Annotated in this window: 21 protein-coding genes; 5 read left to right on the plus strand and 16 right to left on the minus strand. The window is 41.0% G+C overall.

The window, feature by feature from the left end:
• The 10 genes from K5Q73_RS13490 to K5Q73_RS13535 all read right to left on the minus strand — a co-directional run.
• On the minus strand, positions 1 to 481 hold a 481-nt coding region (locus K5Q73_RS13490; RefSeq protein ID WP_220766151.1), incomplete at its 3' end, for a DUF1294 domain-containing protein.
• 118 nt (positions 482 to 599) lie between these two features.
• The gene (locus K5Q73_RS13495) at positions 600 to 953 is read right to left on the minus strand and encodes a hypothetical protein (RefSeq protein ID WP_220765756.1); all 354 of its coding nucleotides are present in this window, start codon (positions 951 to 953) and stop codon (positions 600 to 602) included.
• Between the two features lie 124 nt (positions 954 to 1,077).
• Entirely contained in the window at positions 1,078 to 1,413 is a 336-nt protein-coding gene (locus K5Q73_RS13500; protein WP_220766152.1) for a DUF6559 family protein, read from the minus strand.
• Between the two features lie 116 nt (positions 1,414 to 1,529).
• Positions 1,530 to 1,991 (minus strand): hypothetical protein, encoded by a 462-nt coding sequence (locus K5Q73_RS13505; protein ID WP_220761290.1) that lies wholly within the window; start codon positions 1,989 to 1,991, stop codon positions 1,530 to 1,532.
• 194 nt (positions 1,992 to 2,185) lie between these two features.
• Complete coding sequence (locus K5Q73_RS13510) at positions 2,186 to 3,166, minus strand: transposase (protein WP_220761293.1); 981 nt, start codon at positions 3,164 to 3,166, stop codon at positions 2,186 to 2,188.
• A 157-nt stretch (positions 3,167 to 3,323) separates the two neighbouring features.
• Entirely contained in the window at positions 3,324 to 3,899 is a 576-nt protein-coding gene (locus K5Q73_RS13515) for a hypothetical protein (protein ID WP_220761295.1), read from the minus strand.
• Between the two features lie 111 nt (positions 3,900 to 4,010).
• A complete protein-coding gene (locus tag K5Q73_RS13520) occupies positions 4,011 to 4,493 on the minus strand; it encodes a hypothetical protein (protein ID WP_220761297.1) in 483 nt (160 codons plus the stop codon).
• A gap of 119 nt (positions 4,494 to 4,612) precedes the next feature.
• Complete coding sequence (locus tag K5Q73_RS13525) at positions 4,613 to 5,245, minus strand: NAD(P)H-dependent oxidoreductase (RefSeq protein ID WP_220761299.1); 633 nt, start codon at positions 5,243 to 5,245, stop codon at positions 4,613 to 4,615.
• A 111-nt stretch (positions 5,246 to 5,356) separates the two neighbouring features.
• Positions 5,357 to 5,977, minus strand: a complete 621-nt coding sequence (locus tag K5Q73_RS13530; protein WP_220761301.1) for a DUF2185 domain-containing protein — start codon at positions 5,975 to 5,977, stop codon at positions 5,357 to 5,359.
• A 120-nt stretch (positions 5,978 to 6,097) separates the two neighbouring features.
• The gene (locus tag K5Q73_RS13535) at positions 6,098 to 6,430 is read right to left on the minus strand and encodes a hypothetical protein (RefSeq protein ID WP_220761303.1); all 333 of its coding nucleotides are present in this window, start codon (positions 6,428 to 6,430) and stop codon (positions 6,098 to 6,100) included.
• Between the two features lie 349 nt (positions 6,431 to 6,779).
• On the opposite strand from K5Q73_RS13535, the gene K5Q73_RS13540 reads away from it, so the two are divergent.
• Positions 6,780 to 7,739, plus strand: a complete 960-nt coding sequence (locus K5Q73_RS13540; RefSeq protein WP_220761305.1) for an integron integrase — start codon at positions 6,780 to 6,782, stop codon at positions 7,737 to 7,739.
• A gap of 188 nt (positions 7,740 to 7,927) precedes the next feature.
• Here K5Q73_RS13540 and gpt read toward each other — a convergent pair whose 3' ends face one another.
• The 3 genes from gpt to K5Q73_RS13555 form a co-directional block, all read right to left on the minus strand.
• Positions 7,928 to 8,383 (minus strand): xanthine phosphoribosyltransferase, encoded by a 456-nt coding sequence (gene gpt / locus K5Q73_RS13545; protein WP_220761306.1) that lies wholly within the window; start codon positions 8,381 to 8,383, stop codon positions 7,928 to 7,930.
• A gap of 341 nt (positions 8,384 to 8,724) precedes the next feature.
• Entirely contained in the window at positions 8,725 to 9,051 is a 327-nt protein-coding gene (locus K5Q73_RS13550) for a hypothetical protein (RefSeq protein WP_220761308.1), read from the minus strand.
• 228 nt (positions 9,052 to 9,279) lie between these two features.
• Positions 9,280 to 10,341: an isoaspartyl peptidase/L-asparaginase family protein gene (locus K5Q73_RS13555; protein ID WP_220761580.1), complete on the minus strand. Its 1,062-nt coding sequence runs from the start codon at positions 10,339 to 10,341 to the stop codon at positions 9,280 to 9,282.
• Between the two features lie 147 nt (positions 10,342 to 10,488).
• Between K5Q73_RS13555 and K5Q73_RS13560 the strand changes: the two genes are divergently transcribed.
• The gene (locus tag K5Q73_RS13560) at positions 10,489 to 12,336 is read left to right on the plus strand and encodes an autotransporter assembly complex family protein (protein ID WP_374706852.1); all 1,848 of its coding nucleotides are present in this window, start codon (positions 10,489 to 10,491) and stop codon (positions 12,334 to 12,336) included.
• Positions 12,333 to 16,382 carry a translocation/assembly module TamB domain-containing protein gene (locus K5Q73_RS13565; protein WP_220761310.1) on the plus strand — a complete coding sequence of 1,350 codons (4,050 nt, stop codon included), beginning with the start codon at positions 12,333 to 12,335 and terminating at the stop codon, positions 16,380 to 16,382. Before K5Q73_RS13560 ends, K5Q73_RS13565 begins: the two co-directional genes overlap by 4 nt.
• Before the next feature lie 522 nt (positions 16,383 to 16,904).
• Here K5Q73_RS13565 and fadR read toward each other — a convergent pair.
• Positions 16,905 to 17,624 (minus strand): fatty acid metabolism transcriptional regulator FadR, encoded by a 720-nt coding sequence (gene fadR, locus K5Q73_RS13570; RefSeq protein ID WP_220761312.1) that lies wholly within the window; start codon positions 17,622 to 17,624, stop codon positions 16,905 to 16,907.
• A gap of 305 nt (positions 17,625 to 17,929) precedes the next feature.
• On the opposite strand from fadR, the gene nhaB reads away from it, so the two are divergent.
• Positions 17,930 to 19,516 (plus strand): sodium/proton antiporter NhaB, encoded by a 1,587-nt coding sequence (gene nhaB / locus K5Q73_RS13575; RefSeq protein WP_220761314.1) that lies wholly within the window; start codon positions 17,930 to 17,932, stop codon positions 19,514 to 19,516.
• Positions 19,517 to 19,609: 93 nt separating this feature from the next.
• Positions 19,610 to 20,113: a disulfide bond formation protein DsbB gene (dsbB, locus tag K5Q73_RS13580; protein WP_220761316.1), complete on the plus strand. Its 504-nt coding sequence runs from the start codon at positions 19,610 to 19,612 to the stop codon at positions 20,111 to 20,113.
• A 66-nt stretch (positions 20,114 to 20,179) separates the two neighbouring features.
• On the opposite strand, the gene K5Q73_RS13585 is transcribed toward dsbB, so the two are convergent.
• Together K5Q73_RS13585 and K5Q73_RS13590 are read right to left on the minus strand one after the other, a co-directional pair.
• A complete protein-coding gene (locus K5Q73_RS13585; RefSeq protein ID WP_220761318.1) occupies positions 20,180 to 20,620 on the minus strand; it encodes a YcgN family cysteine cluster protein in 441 nt (146 codons plus the stop codon).
• Positions 20,621 to 20,947: 327 nt separating this feature from the next.
• Complete coding sequence (locus K5Q73_RS13590; protein ID WP_220761320.1) at positions 20,948 to 21,940, minus strand: lytic transglycosylase domain-containing protein; 993 nt, start codon at positions 21,938 to 21,940, stop codon at positions 20,948 to 20,950.
• Positions 21,941 to 21,976: the final 36 nt, after the last annotated feature.

The following is a 21,976-nucleotide window of genomic DNA, read 5'->3' on the forward strand; positions in this document are numbered from 1 at the left end:
AAAACGTAGGACTTTCATAATAAAGATAATTTTCATTACGAGAACTTAAAAGAAATGAAACCGTTTTACGAATATATTGGTTATCAATATTTTTTGATGAATAACTCTTGATCTCATCAGTATAATTTTTCAGCAAGTTTAAACCATGGTTAGTATGCATTCCAACAACCAATGCTACATTAATTAATACAGTAAAAAGAAAGGCTGTTCGAAAACTTTGTTTTTTACTTTTATGACGTAGCTTTTGCTGGGCAATTATAGCTCCAGGCCAACCAAAAAGTAATGAATACAAATGGAGTGTACTTTCAGAAGTACGCCATTCATCATGTTGAGCAGCCCTTTTATCTTTTGCGTAAATCAAGAAAGTAAAGGTACTAGCAATAATGAAGATTAAAATGAAAATTGGCGGTAAGTAACCTAAATAAAATGAACCACATAAAGCTATTGTTAAAACATAAATTGGTAAATAATGAAAATTCATAGTTAATCTCTGAAAGCTAACGCCCTGCTAATAAGTGAACCATAGCTGGCGGGCGATTTGCGCAGCAAATGGCATGACAGCCTTGGTGAATCTGAATTTAGCTGCTTGTTAACTGACGTCACACTGACTCAATCACCGGCTTAACCACGATGCCACCAATAATAAACAGCATCAAAAAAGGAACTGCATGACATAAGATCAATGGGTGTTTTGCTACAGAGTCCCTAGTCGGGATGAAAAAGTAAGGGTCAGCTCTAAGCAAAGCCTTATATAGGGGCATAAGTATCGGCTTAATCCATGTATGAAAGTAATATCCACTTATGGCTACTATCTGTACTTCGACAAGTAAGAGAAATAAATCAATTCCAATTGCGTCAATAAACAAAACTAAAGACATTAACTCAGGGTTAAGCAATAGCCCCCCCATGACTAAGATTGTCGCTATTTTCCAAGCCCACTTTTTGATATCCATTAATCCTCCATGATTAAGTAAGTTAACGCCCTGCTAATAAGTGAACCAAGTGCTGGCGGGCGATTTGCTCAGCAAATGGCATGACAGCCTTGGTGAATCTGGATTTAGCAGCTTGTTATATGTACTAGTCGGTATAACCACTGTCACCAAAGGAGTGACTATCCGTCGATACAGAAAAATCACTTGAGCTGAAACTTGAATTTCCACCAAAACATAAGTCCCCGATCTCTCCTTTCAATTCAGCGTAATCTGCATTACAAACTTCATTAAACCGGTCTTCAGAACAAAACATTGCGTAGGCGTAATGAACATATGCAGCATTGCAGCCTGTTTCTGCTATAGCTTTGTTTACTTGGCCGGGGCTGTATTCATCTGAGCTTCCCCATGAAACTACTAAGAATTTTGGAAGTTTTTTGGCAAAGGCTTTGATAGCCCTATTTTTCATCATCCTGACTAGCATGGTGGTTCCCTCCATGTACATATAACGCCCATTTAAGGGGCTTTTTATTAGTTTGCTAAAATTGTGTAGCGAAGCGGAACCGAGCAAACTGTAAAAAGTCCCGCTTGAACTGCTTGTTATGTTTTTTGTGCGCCATTGCTTAACAATAGAGCGACTAACAAGGTTGGAATTGCTGCATACATTAAAGGTGCTACTGCAAAACTAAAAAATACCAACAAATAAGTTAAGAATAAAACTATTGGTAGAGCAAAGTAAAATAAGTTTTGTTTAGTGAAATAAGTAAATACTTTACGTATTACGAATACAATAATTAAAGATAAAATTGACGCAAAAAGTGCGGTCAAGATATTAGGATAGTACGAAATTACGAACTCATTATATGATCGCAGATACTCTGGTACCGGCATAGCTGCAACAACACCTGTTAACCAAACAAAGATATAAGCGAATGAACTACCTAGTAGAAATAAAATAACATTTTTGTGCACACTGGTCATAATTGACTCCTTCCTTGTGAATAAAATAACTGCGACACCCAAAATTGTAATAACTGCGACACCCAAAATTATTTGCTGCACTGCTAGCTCGAACGTGACATTGAACCCCGTACTTTCTAACTCATCTAAAATGCCTATCGCTATAACATAAATACGCTATCACGAGCTGAGCTGGATTTACGAGTAAACTATCGGTAACTATAGTGAAATTCATGCAACAGAAACACCAAACATCTGTTTGGTAGTGAGAAAAATGAGGGGAGCTTTAAAGTAGACTAACTACAATCTAGCCATCGATGACAATTGGCAGCACCTTGTCGTCGTTTACGTTCAAGGTGTTCACAATAAGTCGTTAACTCTTGTGTATTGCCCACTGGACCTTTAAAGATTTTCGTGAACTCAGCAGTCATTTTAAGCCAATTCTCAGTGGGAATATTCAAACGATACAACAATTGCTCAGAGGTGTGACTGATAGCGCCTCTTTTATCATGGCGCTGAATACGCCCGGTATCATCAATCAGTTGAAGGTAATCTTTAGCATTAAACATCAGACATTTGGGCATATTTTGATTCTCATTACCCACAAAAGGCAGTAACGAATCAGGTTGCTTACCGTCCAACGCCGCTTTTATACGTAATTGAATGCTGGTGAAGTCTGAGGTTTCTGGTGAATCAGCCATCTTTGCTCGAATAGGGTTCAAGTCGACATAGGCCATGCAAGCCAATACTGCAGCCTCATCAAGCAATGCTTGAGACTTAAACCTTCCTTCCCAGAAGCGACCTTTACACTTATCCTCTGCATTAGCCTTTCGTGCTATGGGTTCGTTCAACGCTCGCATGAACCAGGAAATATCCATCAATCGCAGTCGGTACTCTTTAACCCGCTTATTGATGATGGCTTGCTGGTAAGATTCAAGTGGATGACCTTTAACAAAAATCTGATTCAGGCTGTCGCCTTTAAACAGCTTTTTCCATTGCGCAACAACCTCGATATCTGACCATCCCTTCACTAATTCAGCATCTACCCGCAAGACAAGGTGCAGATGATTGCTCATTACAGCAAACGCACAGATATCAATGGCGAACACCTCTGCAAGCTGCAACAATCGTTGTTCAACCCAGTCGCGCCTATGCTCATAGGATTGACCAGTGTGCTTATCAACCCCGCACAAAAATGCCTTTCTAACACAACGAGATATACAATGATAAAACGGCGTATCCTCTAAACTGACTATCGCCTTTCTTGGGGTAGGCATAGCAAACTCCTCTATCAGCCATAACTAAAGCCTAGTAAAGGAAACCTGTAAGCACAATTTTGGGTGTCTCTAATATTCTATTGTAGGCTAAAATGTGTAGCGAAGCGCAACCGAGCCAACTGTTACGAATCTGACTTTATTGCCTTGTTAGGGTTACTTACAGATCAAGTTCATTCATAACACCCAACACTCCAAAAAAAGCAGCAACAGGAACGATAGCAACGGTATCGATTGCTACAGCTCCTGGTGTAACTACAATTTTACCAGCTTTAGATAGTCCTGATTCAGGTGTTTCAACCAAAACGTAGTGCTCATCTTCAAGCTTTTGAAAAGGATAGTTCCCTTCAACTTTATATCTTTTACCTCTTAAGTTAAAAGTTAAATCGATATTTCCATATTCATCTTGTGGGAAACCCAACTCTCGAAGCGTTTGCTTATCCGACGTATTGTGTGTGATTAATTCCAGTTTACCACTGACATTATTTTCTTTATCTAGTTTGAAGCTTTCATATCTAGGATAAAATTCAATAGTACGACTTATTTCAAGTAATTTAATTAATAAGTCACTTGCCTCAAATACATAGCTATAATTTTGACCTGTTACAAGCAACAGAGCATTTTCTTGCGTGGCATAAAAGCCAGTAACTCTCTCTTCATAACTTGGGGCTTGCCACACTTGTGATGTGCATCCAGACATAATTAATGTAAATAAAATGAGTAATCTGATTTTCATGCGGAACTCTCCTTGTAACCCTAACGCCCTCGTTAATGGGCAAATAATTGTTGGCTAAAATGTTGAGGAACGAAAACAGCCAACTGTTTTTTGTCCTTATTTATTAGCTTGTTAGGCTTTTTTGCAAGTAATGAGTACATTGGCTTCTTTATGCATTGGATCAACAGCTTTAAATTGTAGCTTTTCCCCAAGGGATATAACTTCATTTTTAGCCCAATTCTTTTTTACAAGTTGATCATCCGCAATTTTTTGTCCTTTCTGTTTGTTAATTTCCGGACTATTAGAAGAAAGAAAGGTCGACTGTTCAAACTTGATATCAATAATATTGCTTTTAAAAGTCCAAGTTCCAATCAACTCAACTTCGAATGTAAAAGAAAACCCATTTGGGTACTCTACAGTTGCTTTAGAAACTTCTAAAAACTGACCATTGGCTTTATAAGCTGGTGAATCATGCACTATTACATCATAAGCCTCGTTATTCATAACATATGGTTCGCAGTCCCAGTTCCCAACTAACTTTGAGGATGTTGAACCAAATAAATAGCTAGAGAAAAATATGGATAGAAAAGAGCAGAATATTGTGATCCGTGACATGTATATATCCTTAAAGCCTAACGCCCACTTAAGCGGACAAAAATAGTTGGTTAAAATGTGAAGCGAAGCGGAACCTAACCAACTGTTTTTGTCCGTTTGAAGTGCTTGTTATAAGTATTTTATTGACCGTAAGGATGCTCTTTTGATAACACTACTAATTCATCTCTGACAGAAGCTAATTGGTTGGAATAGATAGCTAAACTCCTTAAGCCAACCAATAAACGTGATTGCACCTGCGAATATCTATTTTCAAGTGTCGGTGTCCACGTTTGTTTTAGAAAATCATCTACGTTTTGAATGATTGCATGTAACGGTAACCAAGTGAGGTGACTGTTTTTTCCAGCATACCCTTTTAATAATGAAATAGGGTTACTGCCACCGCTGGAGGCTGAAACACCAATAGCAAATGCTGGTTTGTGACCTAAAGGCAAACCATTAGCGGAGCCGTTAGCAGACAAAAGTAATAAATTGACAAGTGCTGGTGGGATCATTCCTCCCCATTCAGGAACAATAAACACTACGGCATCACAGGAATACAATTGCCCTAACACTTCATCTTTATTATTAGCTAATGAAATTAAATCATCTCTCCCAGTACCATAATGGTCTAATAAAAAAGGGGATCTAGATAAATCTAATATCGATGACTTAACGCCTTCCATGTCATTTAATATATTAGTTTGTAAAAATTTTGAGACATCTAAACTTTTAGAATTATCTCTTTGGCTACTACTTACGAGCAGAATATTCAAATGCATCTCCAATACTTATAACGCCGCGCTCAGCCGCTGACAAAAGTGGCGCTTGTTTTGCGGCTTTTTGCAAAACAAGTGACGCTTTTGGCAGTCGGTTGCAGCGCCTTGTTAAATTTTGACATACTCGTTCTCTGCCTCAGACCATACAAACTCTGAACCAAACTCTGAATCCAGAAGATATTTGAATTTATCGTCGATATTTAGAATTGCACCCAGTGATACGAAATTCCAGTTATCTCCATTGTTCAAGTAATCATCATCTTCCTTTCCTGAAAACAGATTCCAACCACTATAATTTTTCTCTTTGTATTCTTCGTCTGGTTCTTCTCGAAACAGTTGGATTACAGGGTTCTTGTCAATCAGGACTGAGTTGGTTACGAAGCATCTTGGTAGGAACTTATCGACTTCATTTGGAATTGGATCTTCCAAGCTCGTTTGCATTATATGGTGTGAATTGAAGCTTAACTCATCCCCAGCTTTTATGTCTGGAATGTAATATGGATCATTATCAAGAAATCCTTGAAATTGGTCACCTTCTCGGGACGTTATTTCAACCCACATTCTTTCAGCAGACCAGCCTTGATCATTTTCTACATCACAGTTAAACATGAGCTTAACTACATCACCGATCTCCAGCTGTTTAATAACCTCATTAGAAGGCAGGTAGAAAGTATATGGGCTCTCTTTTGCAATTTGAGAAACATTCTCTAAATTCCATGTCTGAGTCATGAATTAATCCATCCGAAAAATTTAACGCCCTGCTAATAAGTGAACCAAGTGCTGGCGGGCGATTTGCTCAGCAAATGGCATGACAGCCTTGTTGAATCTGAATTTAGCAGCTTGTTATGTTTACAGTCGACCGATAACGATAGGGGCTATAAATGCAAACAAAACTACCAAATGTCCACCAATTAACAAAACTCTTAATAAGTTCCCCTTCTTTGATAAGGCATCATCATTAAGCGACCTATAGTCTGCTTTTAGTATAAATACCATAAACTTAAAAGAATTGCTGATGGTGTTGTTTTTGATAAGTTGAAGCTTTCCCAGTTCAAGCCAAACCTGTGGGTGATTGGACTTAATGAGATTCAAAACACTTTTTGCTTCCACCAAATACCAGACTGATAAAGGAAGCATCGAAAGACAGAGTAATGGCCAAATTGCGGTAATAAATTCACTCAAACTGTTCCATCCTTAGAAACATAACATTTTAATATGACGCTCGCGCACTTTGTCGATGGTTACCGGTAAAACGCGCTCAAAAATACGTCTGAAATACAAACAATAATAATGCGTTAAGTGTTCTAGAGCAAAATTGTATTCAATACCCCTTTTGCAAAAGCGCGCAAGCTTACTTTACTCGCTTTACATCCCACCAAAAAAAAGCGCACTCATATTATGCTTTTGAATTTACAAGGCTTTTAACATTTTTTCAACAGTTAAGTATCTATCATTCCAGGCAATGTGCGCTTGCATTCTTACAAATACAGATAATACTGTATAAAAACACAGTTAATCATGCGAGATGAAAATGACACATTCGAGTCCTTTTTTAGAATCGATTAGACAAGAGATTCGCTTACGAGGCTATAGCTTAAGAACTGAAAAAGCGTATCTATATTGGATTAAGCGATACATTTTATTTCATCATAAAGCTCATCCAATGACACTGTCTTCAGTTGACGTAAAAACTTTTTTAAGTTGGCTAGCTAACAAACAGAACGTAGCCGTTAATACTCAAAAAGTCGCTCTTAATGCGCTAGCTTTTTTATATCAGCAACACTTAAAAATTGAATTAGGAGATCTTGGTTTCACGTTAGCAACAAAGCAGCGCACATTGCCTACGGTCTTATCTTATAAAGAGATTGCTCTAATATTGTCACACATGAGTGGACTAGCAAAATTTGTGATTGAAATGCTTTACGGGAGTGGATTACGAGTCAACGAGTGTCTGCAATTGAGATTACAAGATATTAATGTCGAAAATCTCTCACTCACCATTCGAAATGCAAAAGGCAATAAAGACAGACAAACATTATTAAGCCAATCATGCACTAATCAGCTTGATGGATATATTCAACGCGCGATAAAAATTCAGCAGCAAGATAATCAACATGGAGTCGGTCCATCATTGCCACACTCATTAGCTAAAAAATACCCTAATGCTTATCGCCAAGCGACTTGGATGTTTCTATTTCCATCTCTTAATATGTGCCAACATCCGATCACTAATTTGCCTTGTAGGCACCATCGACATGCCAGTAGCATTAGGAAAGCGTTACAACAAGCTGTTAGAAAAGCACAGATAATCAAAAAAGTGAATTGTCATACGTTCAGACATTCGTTTGCAACGCATCTTTTGCAAGCAGGAACAGACATCAGAACTGTTCAGCAATTACTTGGCCATAATGACTTGAATACAACTCAAATATACACACATGTGTTAGGGCAACACTATGCAGGAACAATTAGCCCGATGGACAGGCTCTAATTACATCTAACTCGACAATTTAGACAACTTCAGAGGTATTATTGAGGCAAAACATTGGGCCGCAAACTTTTATCTACAGCTTTCCCTCTCAACTCCTACCTACACAATTAGCCACAAAAAACCGAATAGCAGTACTATTCGGTTTTGATATCGAGCTTAACTTTTTACTTAAGTTTTAACTTGGCCTATTACTTACAAAGTGGCTCTCTAAAGCTCACACCTGTATCCCATGGCTGTTCAATCCATGTGTCTTGTGGGATATCAACAATGTAGTCGTCAACTAATGGCTTGCCAGCAGGCTTGGCACATACAGTAACGAATTTTGCTTTAGGATAGATTTCACGTACAATTTTAGCGGTTGAGCCACTATCTACTAAGTCATCGATTACGATAAAGCCTTCACCGTCGCCAGGGGCTTGCTTGATGATTTTAGTTTCACGTTGGTGATCATGGTCGTAGCTTGAAATACAGATGGTATCTACGTGTCGAATACCTAATTCACGCGCTAAAATGGCCGCTGGTACTAATCCGCCGCGGCTAACTGCAATAATACCTTGCCATTGTTCAACAGGTAATAAACGTTCTGCCAATTCACGGGTGTAACCTTGCATTTGATCCCAAGTGATCAGAAATTTTTTGCTCATGTGCAACCTTTTTATGCGTGTACGCTTTTTTGAGGGGAAGAGATTGCGCGGCATTTTGGCTTTTTATTCATAGCCATACAAATAAATATTAGTGAGCTATTTCACAGATTTCGACTTAGGCTGGATTAGATACAGCCATGACGGCAGTCAACGCCCAAAGCGTTACACTATCAGCTAAGTTTTATAGATAACTATTAACTAATATGTTGTCGCTATGCTAGCAGTCACAGTGATAATTTACCCTAACAGGTCCGTAGTCTACTCACTTAAGCCGTTTTATCGAAGATGTTAGCTTAACGCTATATGCAAAGCTGCTTTTGCTTTGGCTACACAGGCTAATGCTAGCTTAGGTTTTCTGCTTTAATTTGCTGGTACTTTTCTAACACGCCATTACGATCTAAGCCACGCTTTACGTTGGTACACAGCTTACCAAAGCGGCGGATGTCATCAAATTGCGGAACATTACCATTGGCTATCGCACTTTCCCAATAACTTAATTCTGTATCGACTAACTCAAGTAACTTTTTCGGGCAGCCTAAACAGTTTCCGTCTGGTCCACAGACAAAGGTCTCGGACTCATATAAAGGAAACTCTTGTTTGACCTGTTCAATAATTTGCATCATTGCGGTCGCTCTATCGGGCTTTTTCGCTACTTGTTGCTGTTTCATCGACTTTTATGGCCTATTCAGGTGCAGTCTCGTTAGAGGCTATAGCAAGATCGTTAACGCATTATATAACCTTAGAGGGTATTTAATTAGTGAATAATAATTTAACTTGTTTTTACAATACATTTGTTTTGCAATGAATGAGAGCGGCAACAAAAAAGCCTTAACATAAGGATGTTAAGGCTTAGCAACGAACAAGAAACTAGGTGAACGATGCGAAGAGGATAGCCCCTATAAATCTGACCAGATCATCACTTGAGCTGGCTCATTATTTTTACGTGTTGCGCGGTACATGCCTTCGGTATTAAACGGCGTGGCAATATTGCCACGTTGATCTATGGCTATCACACCGCCAGTGCCACCAGCAGTAATGAGGCGCTGATTAATCACCTCATCAGCCGCTTGAATAATGGATTTTTTCTGATACTTCACCTTAGCGCAGATATCCCCCGCCACATGATAACGAATAAAGTACTCACCGTGGCCTGTTGCCGACACGGCGCAAACACCGTTCTCAGCGTAGGTGCCCGCTCCTATAACCGGTGAGTCTCCAATACGACCAAATCTTTTTGCGGTCATGCCTCCCGTAGAGGTACCTGCCGCTAAGTTACCATTTTGATCTAGCGCTACCGCGCCTACGGTACCGAATTTATAGTCAAACTCGCTATAATCAAGGGCACTTTGCTGATAATTATGGTGCTTATTCGTGCCTGTACTGGCTTGATAATCAGGGTTGGACTCAGCCTTGTTAATTTTCTCTTTAGCGCTTTTAAGTTGTTGATAGCGGCTATCGGTATCAAAGTGATTAGCCGGAACTAACCTAAAGCCCTGAGTTAAGGCAAATTCCTCAGCCCCTTGACCAGATAACATCACGTGAGGAGATTTCTCCATCACAGTTAATGCTAAGTCGATTGGATTTTTAATATGTTTAACTCCGGCGACGGCACCGGCATTCATGGTATTTCCATCCATAATCGACGCGTCCATCTCGTGGCTGCCATCATAGGTGTACACAGCCCCAAGACCTGCATTAAATAATGGACTATTTTCTAGGATATTAATCGATGCACGAACGGCTGATAAGCTGTCGCCCCCTTTTGCGAGAATATCGTATCCTGCATCAACGGCTTGTTGTAGTTTCTCGCGGTAAGCTTTTTGCTCTTCAGGGGTTAAATTAGCCTTAGAAATGGTGCCTGCCCCACCATGAATCGCAATTGAAAACGGCTTATCATTGGCTAAAGCGCTTGTTGATATAACTGTCGATAAAACAAGCAAGACTGTGCTACTAAGCATCGTATACTTCACAAACTGTATCCTATTGTATTTATTTGCTCTCTTTGTAACCATTTTCGACCATAATTACAATCAGCAACTTGCTTGAGTTAACGATTCTAGTGACAATAGCTTGTCTCAATTAAACTAATGATAAGAGTCTAATTTTTGTTGATAAGTTTGCTTCGTGTGCTGACCATAAATTTTCTGCTTGTCAGTGTTACCTGCGTAACATTTTCCGCTCAAGCCAATGACTGGTTAACACTTAAAATTAAAGGCGTCGAGGGTAAACTCGAACATAACGTAAAGGCTCACCTTGGTGCCCTCCCCGAATCGAGTGTGCAACGGCGTGCTTTTATCTTTAATGCCGAAGACAACATAGCGGCTGCTATGCACTCTATGGGCTATTATCACAGTCGAATTTCTCAAAATATTATCAACAATAATAAACGTGCTTGGGTTTTAGATTTAGAGATAGAGCCAGGAAAGCCTACTTTGATCAGTTGGATTGATATTCAAGTCAAAGGTGAGATGCGTAATGACCCTCTCTTTGAAAAATGGCTTAGCCAATTAAAAGTTAGGCCCGGCGATAAACTCAATCATGGTGTTTATGAAGATGTAAAGGCACAACTGCTGACTCTAGCGCTCGCACGGGGTTATTTTGATGGTAAGTTTGATCAAGCAGAAATTTTGGTCGATCGCGACTTTAACACCGCTAAAATCTCACTCTATTATGACTCAGGTAAACGCTACCACATAGGTGAGGTCAGCTTTACAGGCTCGACCTTAGAGCCTCAAATTTTAAACGAGTTGGTTCCATTTAAATTTGATGCGCCCTACAGCACGGGTAATCTAGGCCAGTTAAACAGGCAACTATTAGACACTGGTTATTTTTCAAATATTAAGGTTCTACCTTTAGTCGATCAGGTTGAAGATCTACAAGTGCCTGTACGAGTAGAGCTTAGCCCTAGACCTAACCACTCTATCGAGCTAGGTTTAGGTGCCGACATAGGTAATACAGTTGATAACAGTCTTGAACCTCGCGTGCGAGTAACTTGGCGCACACCACAAATCAACAAGTATGGCCACTCACAAGAGACCACTGCGGAGTGGGCTCCAGATAAACCCAAATTTTTAACCACTTATACCATTCCGCTGACCCATCCACTCGATGACCAATTGAAAATCCGAACAGGGATGCTAAGAGATAAATACGGTGTAACTCAGGTCTATGACAGTGAAGACCGTGACTTTAATAATACCGGACAGCTTGAATCTTCTAAGATGTTGTTTGCTGTCATTAGGCAGCAACGACTTCAGAGTAAATGGTTATTCAATTATTCGGCTGAAATAATGCGAGAGAACTATACCCAGTCTGGTATCGATTATGATCCGAGATTTGTATTATTTGGTACCAGCTTGTCTAAGACTACTCGTGGCGATAACTCTTTGGATCCAAAATCTGGCTTTTTTCAGTTCTATAGCCTCGAGTATGCCGATCCCAGTCTTGGTTCTGAGGTCAGACTCGCCCGATTACAGACCAAATTTAAGTGGATTAATACCTTTTTTGACAAACATAGAATAGTGTCGAGACTCGATATGGCTGCAAACCTCACTAGCGAAGGCTCACTAGAGAATATTCCTCCCTCTTTACGTTATTTTGCCGGTGGTGATCAAAGTATTCGTGGTTATAGCTATAACGAACTAGGCCCCTCCATAGACTCCGTCAATGACGAGGGTGAAATAATTCGAGAAGTTGTTGGTGGGCGCTATTTGATGGTGGGTAGTCTCGAATACCAATACTATGTTACCCCTACTTGGCGAGTCGCTACGTTCGTTGACGCAGGTAATGCTTTTGATGTTAACCAAATAGAGCTAGTAACCTCTGTGGGTGCTGGTATCCATTGGATCTCACCTATTGGCCCAGTCAAACTCGATGTTGGTATCGGCCTGAATGAGACTGATACGATAAGTCGCCCTTGGCGTATTCATATTACCATGGGAGCCGAACTATGACAGCTTCCAATATACAACCGAGCAATGAATCAAAACCAACAAACAAAGTTGCTAAAGCAAAAACTTGGTATGGCCGACTTTGGGGCTGGTTTAAACTCATAAGCCGTTTTGCCATCTACACACCACTCTTGCTACTCGTTTGCTTTGCAATGCTAATTGGCACCCAGTTTGGTAGTCATATCGCTATTAAGCTTGCTGATCTTTTTGTCCCAGATTTAGAGCTAGACTATCAATCTGGCCAGCTAAACCGCCATCTAGCGTTAAATTATGCCGCCTGGCAGATGAGCGGCGTCAAAGTCGAAATCACCGATTTAGAACTTGCATGGAACCCTATGTGTTTAATGCAAAAACAGCTGTGTGTAGAGCAATTAAATAGCTCAAAAGTCAACGTTGAGATTGATACCGCGCTCATTGGTGCTGACGTCGACTCATCTGATAATGCCTCTGCAGAGACAGACTCAAATTCAATATCAGACCAATCACTAACCCATGAACCGCTGCCAATTGATGAGCCAGCTAATGGTAAGTTAGATGCTACTGAGGAGGAGCACTTAGAAATTACTCTTCCTTTCGGGATAACTTTAGTCAGTGGCGCGCTTAGCAATCTCACCGTGCGTGTTAACGACATGGACTTTAATGCTAATCAACTTAATTTAACTGCTGATTGGTTGTCTACAGGGATCCGTGCCAGTTCAATCTATTCTGAAGGCTTGTTAGTTTCTATTCCTTTATCCAGTGCAGGTACCAGCCAAGAAGATGATGAACACAGCAAGCATCCGGATATAGCTAAAACAGACACTAAGTCTGAAACAGAAACTGAAACTAAGCCAAGCGATACAGTACCAGCGCAAGGGCATACAGCAAGCCATGAGCTAGAAAAGAGTGAGTGGGTTATGGCAAACCTACCCGAAGTATTTATGCCTATCCCTGTTTTTGTCGAGACTTTAGATATCGAGAACGGAGACTTAATCTTAGGCAGCAGAAAGGATCATTTTTCTAAACTGCATTTAGCAGGAAGTTACCAACAGTTCTTAATCAATATCGATAACTTTCACGCCAACCATGATTACGGTGATATCAGTCTCACTGGCCAGATGTCACTTAGCCATGATTACCCTATGGACTTTGAGTCTGCAATAAGCCTGGCTCACGTAGCGGAATTACCTGGGCTAAAAAACCAGAATTTAGCTATTACAATCAAACAAGGCTTTACAGCGCTTAAGAGCAATATTGTTGCTAGCGGCCAGTTTGATTTCACTCTTGACTCTACAATTGAACTGGCAAAGCCTACGATCCCATATCAGCTAACATTAAATGCCAAACAATTGCAGTGGCCGCTACAAACTGCCGAATTTAGTGCAAATGATATCAAGTTTGCTAGCCAAGGTGATCTCAACGCTCAACACGTGACACTGCAAACGCTTTTTTCTTCACCCTATCAGCCAACACTTGATGTTGACACTGTGTTCAGTCATGCCGATAAGCGTTTAGTTTTCGAAAAACTTCACGCCAATAACCAAGCATTGGGTGATATTGCCTTACAAGGTTCGTTCGAATACGGAGAATCCTTAGTTTGGCATGCTAAAGCTGCCACTCAGCAAGTCGACATTAGCCAATTGAAACTCGATTTATCACAACCTCTGCCAATCAGTGAGATCAGCGGGCCCTTAAATACCGATGGAAGATTTAACTTAGCTGATAACACTTGGTCTATCGATATCGAAGATGCGCACCTTAATGGTCATGTTATGCATTACCCCTTAAATGTAGATGGGGGCTTATCCGTAAACAGCAGGTGGCATTTAAGCTCTCAAGGGTTGAATGTGAGTGCTTTACAAAGCCGTTTGTTCATTCAAGGTGAGGTCGATAAAGTTTGGTCACTTAACGGCAAGCTGTCTGTCCCAGACTTAAGCTTGTGGCAGCCAGATGCTCAGGGGGCAATAAATGCTGATATTCATGTGTCTGGCGAAAGTGAGCATCCTAACATTGGCGTATCATTAACGGCTGAAGAATTACAGGGTGTTGAACTTGAGTTAACTAAGCTGACATTAACTGGAAACTACAAGCCTTTAGATAATCAATCATTTATTGCATCGGTTAACCTGCAAGACTTTAAGTATCAGGACTTAACACTCACAAGTATCGCCCTTGACGCCCAAGGTGACTTAAATAAACAAGCTCTGTTACTAACATCCCAAGGAGACTTAGTCTTAAATACTGATGTAAACACTGAGTATCAAGAAGATAAGCAGCAACTGAACGCTCAAGTCAACCAGCTATCATTAGGCTCACGACTCGGTGATGTTAGCCTCGACTCCCCTTTCACTGCCCAATACAGCTTAGCTAAGCAAACTGGTAGCATTGCACCGTTTTGTTTATCTCACACTGGTGGAAAGTTGTGTTCAAAAGAACCGACTCAACTAGGATTAGATGGCAGTGCCGCACTGGAGTTTGTTGGCGATCTTGGGATTCTTGCTAAGCCCTGGTTACCTGAAAGTTTGCAATGGACAGGACCGGCAAAACTCACCTCAACTTTTCAATGGTTTGAAAATGCCAAGCCTATAGGCAATGTAGAGCTTCAGTTACAAGCTGGTAATATTGACTTTCAAGCCACGAATAATAGTGATGTGGCTGTTGGTTACAAATCTGTACTACTGCGCAGTCGCTTAGATGAAAAGCAACTGATGACTTCGTTATCCCTTGAGTCCTATGATATTGCGAGTTTAGATGCCAACCTTGGCATTAATGTCACTCCAGATAGAAACTTGCAGGGAAACCTGTCACTGCATCAGATAAACCTTCAAGCCTTAGCTGAGTTACTGCCTGAGCTTGAAGTGCTAGAAGGCAAGATCTCAAGCGAGCTAAAAATTAGTGGCAGTTTGAGTGAGCCTGAAGTGTCTGGCGAGATCTCTCTCAATAACGGCTCAATTATGGCGACGGCTAACCCGACGCTGCTAGAGGATGTTGATCTCGACTTCATCTTTGCGGGTAAGAAGGCAAAAATCGATGGCGAGCTAAAAATGGGAAAAGGACAAGCCTATATAGATGGAGAGCTTGATTGGGCCGAACAAACCCTCAAAGGAGCGTTTGGCATAAAAGGCGATAATTTAGCCGTAATCCAGCCGCCATTAGCCATTTTGAACGTAGGCACAGATCTACAAGTTAAGTTTACCGATGAGTCTTTCGATATTAGCGGTGACATCAATGTGCCTTCAGGCCGGATCACCATAGTACAACTCCCTGAAGGTGGCGTTGCTGTTTCAAAAGATGTGGTCTTTGAGGACAGTTTAGCCACCACAGAGCAACAAGTTTCGCCATTAGCTGTATCTGCTCAAGTAAATTTAAATGTTGGTAACAACCTCCGAGTTGATGGAATGGGTCTTACAGGAAAGCTGCAAGGTAAGTTGGAGTTAAAACAGGATCCATTTAGGCCACCCCTACTTTTTGGTGAGATCAAAGTTATCGATGGTAACTATAAGTTTATGGGACAAACACTCGATATTAGAGCCGGTGAAATGCAGTTTATTGGCCCGGTTGACGTCCCGAATCTTAATATCGAAGCCGTTCGTGAGATAAAAGATGAAGATGTGATTGCAGGGGTGAGAATAACAGGTACGCCGATGAAACCTATCGTTAACCTCTTTTCATCGCCAGCTAAAGAACAGGCTGAGATCTTAAACTATATTGTCCGTGGCACAGGCCTAAATAATACCAGTGTCGATCAAAATAGTGGCTTAATGATGGGCGCAGCTCTGTCGCTAAGTAGCCAAATTGGTGGCGGTGCCATAGGCAATATCGGTAATACCGCCACAGGTATCATTGAAAAGATTGGCTTTTCAAATGTGCAACTCGACGCGAATGACGATGGTCGCTTTGCCATTAGTGGCTTTATCGGCGATAAGTTGATGGTTAAATATGGAATTGGGGTGTTTAACCCGGGTTATGAGATGACGGTGAGGTATTACCTACTGTCACAACTTTATCTCGAAACAGTATCGGGCACCATAGAGCAATCTCTCGATCTGTACTACCGCTTCGATCTCTAGTCCAATTAGTAGCCCTGAACATTAAAAGTAAAGAATTCACCTTCTGAAGAAGGTGGCTTTGCTATCTGTTGCAAATAAGACTCCCTAAAAAGGAGCTTTTCTACCGTGCTAACAAGACGCCGTAAATATATCCCTATAGGTCTTTCTTTAAAGCATGGGCTAAATCACTAACTGCCATGGATTGGTGGAAATACCAACAAATGTAGGAAACATTTATGGCCCTGATTTATGTACCGCACTATTAACAAAGCTCACGTATCACTTGAGGTTATGAGCTAGGTTTAAATGAACTTTTAAGCCGTGTATCGCATGGATGCGATAAGCGAATCTCCATGGACCTTTTCTGTTTTAACAAAAGTCGGCGTGCTTATAAGTCGTTAAGCATTGCCTTACGTCGCAATGCCATTGAACCAGCTTCTGGCAGAGCCTGATTGATGATAACCACCTGCTAAAGTAGGTGGTTTAGGGCTAAAAACAACAAAGCCATCTTTACGATGGCTTTGATTATTTAACTGATTTGAATTAGTTGTCTGAAGTACCTAACTCAACGGGCATATCATCACGTAGGCTCTGCCACATCACACCACTGTTAATACCGTAAGTCCGCATTAATGCTGCTACGTCTGTATAGTTTTTGTCAGTGGCAAGTTGCTGCAATTGCTTATAAAAATCCATAGCCAATGCGCGGGCTTCTGCACTTGAGAAATAGTAACGTCCTACTCGACTATATAAACCTTTAAAGCCATTCAAGATTAATACGTAAAGCGGATTTCCCGATGAAAATGCTAAAGTGTGCTGTAGCTGATAGTCAAACTCAGCATAAGCTTGAGCGGTATCTTCCAGCTCAGAAAGATGAGCTAAGGCTGCGACTGCTTCTTCAGGATTATTACGGATAGCCCCTCTAAAATAGATAGCACTGACGCTACTTCTCGCTGATAGCAATTGGTCAACCAGTTCAGGAAAACCATCAGGATTCAGTTCGGCAATCGTTTCCAAGATATTCAAACCCGAAGTTTCCCAAAAGTTATTCACTCTTGTTGGCTTACCATGTTGAATAGTCAACCAGCCATCACGGGCCAAACGCTGGAGCACTTCTCGCAATGTTGTACGGGTTACACCAATAAGTTCTGAAAGCTCGCGTTCTGCGGGCAGAATAGAGCCTGGCGGAAACTTATTTTCCCAGATGGATCGTACAATATACTTCTCTGCAAAACTTGCAGGACCTTTGGCATTGATGATCATTAACCTACTCTATCCAATTATTAGTGTTGTTCTAGGACAGATCATACCAGAGCCATGAAAAATGAAAACCAAAACCCGCCGATTAGACGATCACTAGATGAATAAAACCATCGAAGCGCTCACTTTTTGTTCTAACAGTACAATTTAAGTGATATTTTTTTGATATAGATATCTGTTTCGTCATTAGGGGCTTTTTAAGTTTTCGAAAAGGTTTTATCTTTAGCATCGGCTTAATTATAGCTGGTAGCAAATCCCATTAAATTTGTTACTGGCAACAATATAGAAATAAATAAAGAGAGGATTCCATGCCTGTGACAATGAGTCGGGCGTTTCTTGACAACTTCTTAGGTAACTCACCGAAGTGGTTCAAAATCGCGATCATATCGTTCTTAGTGATCAACCCAATCGTGTTTTACTTTAATCCATTTGTAGCTGGTTGGTTGTTAGTTGTTGAGTTTATCTTCACCTTAGCAATGGCCCTAAAATGTTACCCACTTCAACCAGGTGGTTTATTAGCGATTGAAGCTGTCGCCATTGGTATGACATCGCCTAGCCAAGTGCTGCATGAAATCGAAGCAAACCTTGAAGTAGTACTATTACTAGTCTTCATGGTTGCCGGCATTTACTTCATGAAGCAGTTGTTGCTATTTGTATTTACTAAGATGATCACTAAGGTTCGCTCTAAAGTAGCGGTATCTTTATTGTTCTGTATTTCTTCTGCATTCCTTTCTGCATTCTTAGATGCACTAACAGTTATCGCAGTTATCATCACAGTTGCAGTTGGTTTCTACTCTATCTATCACAAAGTGGCATCAGGCAAGAGCTTTGGCGACAGCCATGACCACACTTCTGATGGTCAAAATCAGCTATGTGAAGAAGAATTAGAATCGTTCCGTGGTTTCCTACGTAACCTACTAATGCACGCTGGTGTGGGTACTGCGTTAGGTGGTGTGTGCACCATGGTTGGTGAACCACAAAACCTGATTATTGCTGCACAGGCTAACTGGCAATTCGCTGAATTCGCTATCCGTATGTCACCAGTAACGGTTCCAGTATTCTTTGCTGGTATTACAACCTGTTTCTTAGTTGAGAAATTCAAAGTATTTGGTTACGGCCAGCAACTACCAGAAGCGGTTCATAAAATCCTTTCTGACTACGATGCTCATGAAGATGCAAACCGTACTAAACACGATAAAGTTAAGCTTCTAATCCAAGCAATTATCGGTGTCTGGTTAATCGCAGGTTTAGCTCTGCATTTAGCTTCGGTAGGCTTAATCGGTCTTTCTGTAATCATTCTTGCTACTGCATTTAACGGTATCACTAACGAGCACGCTCTTGGTAAAGCTTTTGAAGAAGCCCTACCGTTTACTGCATTATTAGCAGTATTCTTCGCTATCGTTGCGGTAATTATCGATCAGCAATTATTTGCACCTGTGATTCAGTGGGCACTAAGCTACGAAGGTAACACTCAGTTAGTTATTTTCTACATTGCTAACGGTCTGCTTTCAATGGTCAGTGATAACGTATTCGTAGGTACGGTTTACATTAACGAAGTGAAATCTGCGCTGCTTAATGGCCAAATCACTCGCGATCAGTTCGACCTTCTTGCTGTAGCAATCAACACTGGTACTAACCTACCTTCAGTTGCAACGCCAAATGGTCAGGCTGCGTTCCTATTCCTACTAACGTCAGCTATCGCTCCGCTTATTCGTCTTTCTTACGGAAGAATGGTGTGGATGGCACTGCCGTACACTATCGTACTGTCTATCGTAGGTGTACTTGCGATTCAGTTAGGTGCGCTAGAGCAGATGACTCAATACTTCTATGACAGCCAAATGTTAATCCATCACTCTGCTCAAGCAGCTGTAGATGGTGTAGTATCATCACATTGATCAGCATTATGTGAACTATTTAACAAATAGTTAGTCATATAAAACGCCCTATTCAATAGGGCGTTTTTTTTATTTGCAATGGAGACACTGTCGTTGAATGCACTAATTCGTTTTTCTCACTCTAGAGCCGCTTGGCTAACCCTGATGTTATCTGCGGTCGTACTTGAACTAGCGGCACTGTTTTTCCAACACATCATGAAGTTAGATCCCTGTGTTATGTGTATCTACCAACGCGTTGCAGTATTCGGCTTAGTCTTTGCAGGCCTAATAGGCGTTATTGGATATCGTTCTCGTATAACAAGAGCCATTGGAGTGCTAGTGTGGGGCGTGAGTGCTGCTTGGGGGCTGAAGCTGGCAATTGAACTTGTCGATATGCAGATGAATCCGTCTCCATTTGCAACCTGCTCTTACCTTCCTGAGTTTCCAAGTTGGCTGCAGCTGCATGAATGGCTTCCATCAATTTTCATGCCCACAGGCATGTGTACTGATATTCCTTGGGAGTTTATGGGCGTCACCATGGGGCAATGGATGATTGTTGTGTTTAGTGGCTACTTACTTGCCTTACTTATATTCTTCATTCCGGCTTTGAAGAAATAATAGATAAAAATGACACATACAAAAACGCCCTATTTGCTAGGGCGTTTTTATTTGTTTCTAAACTAGTTATTCAACATCTTTCATTGGCCAAAGTACGATATGGTCTTCAATATCTCTTACTTTTGTTTCGCAGGTAACTTTACCTGCGACTGACATTCCCGCCAATATCATAGCCTCTTTTGACCCCGTTCTTAGAGGGTGCCAACTTGGTAACTCTCGCCCTTGAAACAGACGGCGGTAGGCACAGCTATCAGGCAGCCAGTTAAGTGACTCAACGTTATCTACGGTCACCTTAGTGCAACTTGGAACGAAATTAAAGCGCTGCTCATAGCTCTTGCAATGGCCAGCTTTGTTATCGAGTAATTGACACGCTGCATTCGTGTAATAGAGTTCTTCGGTTTCATCGTCGATAAGCTTATTTAAACAACACTTACCACAACCATCACATAATGATTCCCACTCTTCAGTGCTCATCTGTGCTAAGGTTTTTTCATCCCAAAATGCCATGCTTAACTCATTCACTCATATAAACCGATTAGCCCAGTATTATACAACGTGGCAGCCCCTATACGCACTAAGCTTGACACCTTAAAGCTGTATCTAATCTTAATCTGTGACATTAGCGTTCAAAATAGCAACATAAAAGTTAAAGTGAACTCACCGTGATAAGAGTGATATTTAGCAGCTTCCATATCACTTACGAGGCATAAACGCTAAGATTTAAACGACTAATACCAATCAGTATAAGAATTTAGCTACAGCGGGGGAAAAAATAGCGACTCTAGGCCGCTATTTATCGAGTTAACTCGTTAAGATTTGCACTTGCTATTAGCCTTAGATAATTGGCGGGTATTTAATTCTTTCGGAAAGGTAAGCTACGGAGATAGCAAAGTAGTCAGAATCACTCCATTGCAACAGGCCGCGGTAATTATCATAAATAAGATAGCTTCGCCCTGTTATACCGTCAGGCATCACCATAGATATCTGCATATCTTCTCGTTTAGGTAAGTCGCTGCCATCAAAACGCCTAACGCCTAGAGCTTGCCACTCGTTGAAGCTTTTCTTAATACTTAAATCCGCAAGGGAAGATTCAAACTCTAGTGGCACCTTAACTTGCCTGCCCCAGGTTTCCGATGCTTTCCAGCCAGCCTGCTGCAGGTAATAAGCCGCAGATGCAAAAACATCACTGTTATTGCTCCAAATGTCTTTGAGACCATCACCATCACCGTCTTGAGCGTAAGCGACATAGACACTAGGTAAAAACTGAGGCAGCCCCATTAAGCCTGTTGAAGTGGCTTTAAGCTCTGAAAAAGCGAGATCCCCTTGCTCTATTATCTTTAGAGCTGCAAAGAATTCTTTGCGGAAATGTGCTTCACGCCCGCCCTCATAAGCAAGCGAGGCAGTGACAGATAATACTGGGTAGCCACTCGCATCTTGGCCAAGATTGGACTCTATGCCCAAAAGCGCCACGATAAATCGTGGCTGAACGCCATAACGTTCGCCAATTTTTTCAAGCTCGGTGTAGTGTTGCTTGTAAAATGCTCTTGCTAAATCAACCTTTGTTTGAGGTACAACTTGTGGAAGATATGTCTCAAGGGTGACCGGAGCTTCAGTCGTCTCTTTATTGGCAACTAGCGCCTTTTTAAACATCTTTATTTTAGGGAAAACATCATCAATCGTTTGCTGACTGAAACCTTTATCTATCGCATCTTGCTTAAGCTCTGCAACATAGTCACTGAATGTTGCTTGATTCTCAGTATCCGCCATCGCCGACGATAAAAAACTCAACGAGCACGCTAAAGCCAGAATCTGTTTCCCTAAAACCATAAATCCCCTTTTTTAGAACTTTGTGGTTTTAATCGC

The organism is Shewanella sp. MBTL60-112-B2 (assembly GCF_019655055.1).
In the GTDB taxonomy this organism is placed as follows: domain Bacteria; phylum Pseudomonadota; class Gammaproteobacteria; order Enterobacterales; family Shewanellaceae; genus Shewanella.

Excerpts from the sequence above, each read along its gene's own strand:
- K5Q73_RS13495 (WP_220765756.1), bottom strand. The coding sequence starts at position 953 with ATGGATATCAAAAAGTGGGCTTGGAAAATAGCGACAATCTTAGTCATG.
- K5Q73_RS13500 (WP_220766152.1), bottom strand. The coding sequence starts at position 1,413 with ATGCTAGTCAGGATGATGAAAAATAGGGCTATCAAAGCCTTTGCCAAA.
- K5Q73_RS13510 (WP_220761293.1), bottom strand. The coding sequence starts at position 3,166 with ATGCCTACCCCAAGAAAGGCGATAGTCAGTTTAGAGGATACGCCGTTT.
- K5Q73_RS13515 (WP_220761295.1), bottom strand. The coding sequence starts at position 3,899 with ATGAAAATCAGATTACTCATTTTATTTACATTAATTATGTCTGGATGC.
- K5Q73_RS13520 (WP_220761297.1), bottom strand. The coding sequence starts at position 4,493 with ATGTCACGGATCACAATATTCTGCTCTTTTCTATCCATATTTTTCTCT.
- K5Q73_RS13530 (WP_220761301.1), bottom strand. The coding sequence starts at position 5,977 with ATGACTCAGACATGGAATTTAGAGAATGTTTCTCAAATTGCAAAAGAG.
- K5Q73_RS13540 (WP_220761305.1), top strand. The coding sequence starts at position 6,780 with ATGACACATTCGAGTCCTTTTTTAGAATCGATTAGACAAGAGATTCGC.
- gpt (WP_220761306.1), bottom strand. The coding sequence starts at position 8,383 with ATGAGCAAAAAATTTCTGATCACTTGGGATCAAATGCAAGGTTACACC.
- K5Q73_RS13550 (WP_220761308.1), bottom strand. The coding sequence starts at position 9,051 with ATGAAACAGCAACAAGTAGCGAAAAAGCCCGATAGAGCGACCGCAATG.
- K5Q73_RS13555 (WP_220761580.1), bottom strand. The coding sequence starts at position 10,341 with ATGCTTAGTAGCACAGTCTTGCTTGTTTTATCGACAGTTATATCAACA.
- K5Q73_RS13565 (WP_220761310.1), top strand. The coding sequence starts at position 12,333 with ATGACAGCTTCCAATATACAACCGAGCAATGAATCAAAACCAACAAAC.
- fadR (WP_220761312.1), bottom strand. The coding sequence starts at position 17,624 with ATGATCATCAATGCCAAAGGTCCTGCAAGTTTTGCAGAGAAGTATATT.
- nhaB (WP_220761314.1), top strand. The coding sequence starts at position 17,930 with ATGCCTGTGACAATGAGTCGGGCGTTTCTTGACAACTTCTTAGGTAAC.
- K5Q73_RS13585 (WP_220761318.1), bottom strand. The coding sequence starts at position 20,620 with ATGGCATTTTGGGATGAAAAAACCTTAGCACAGATGAGCACTGAAGAG.
- K5Q73_RS13590 (WP_220761320.1), bottom strand. The coding sequence starts at position 21,940 with ATGGTTTTAGGGAAACAGATTCTGGCTTTAGCGTGCTCGTTGAGTTTT.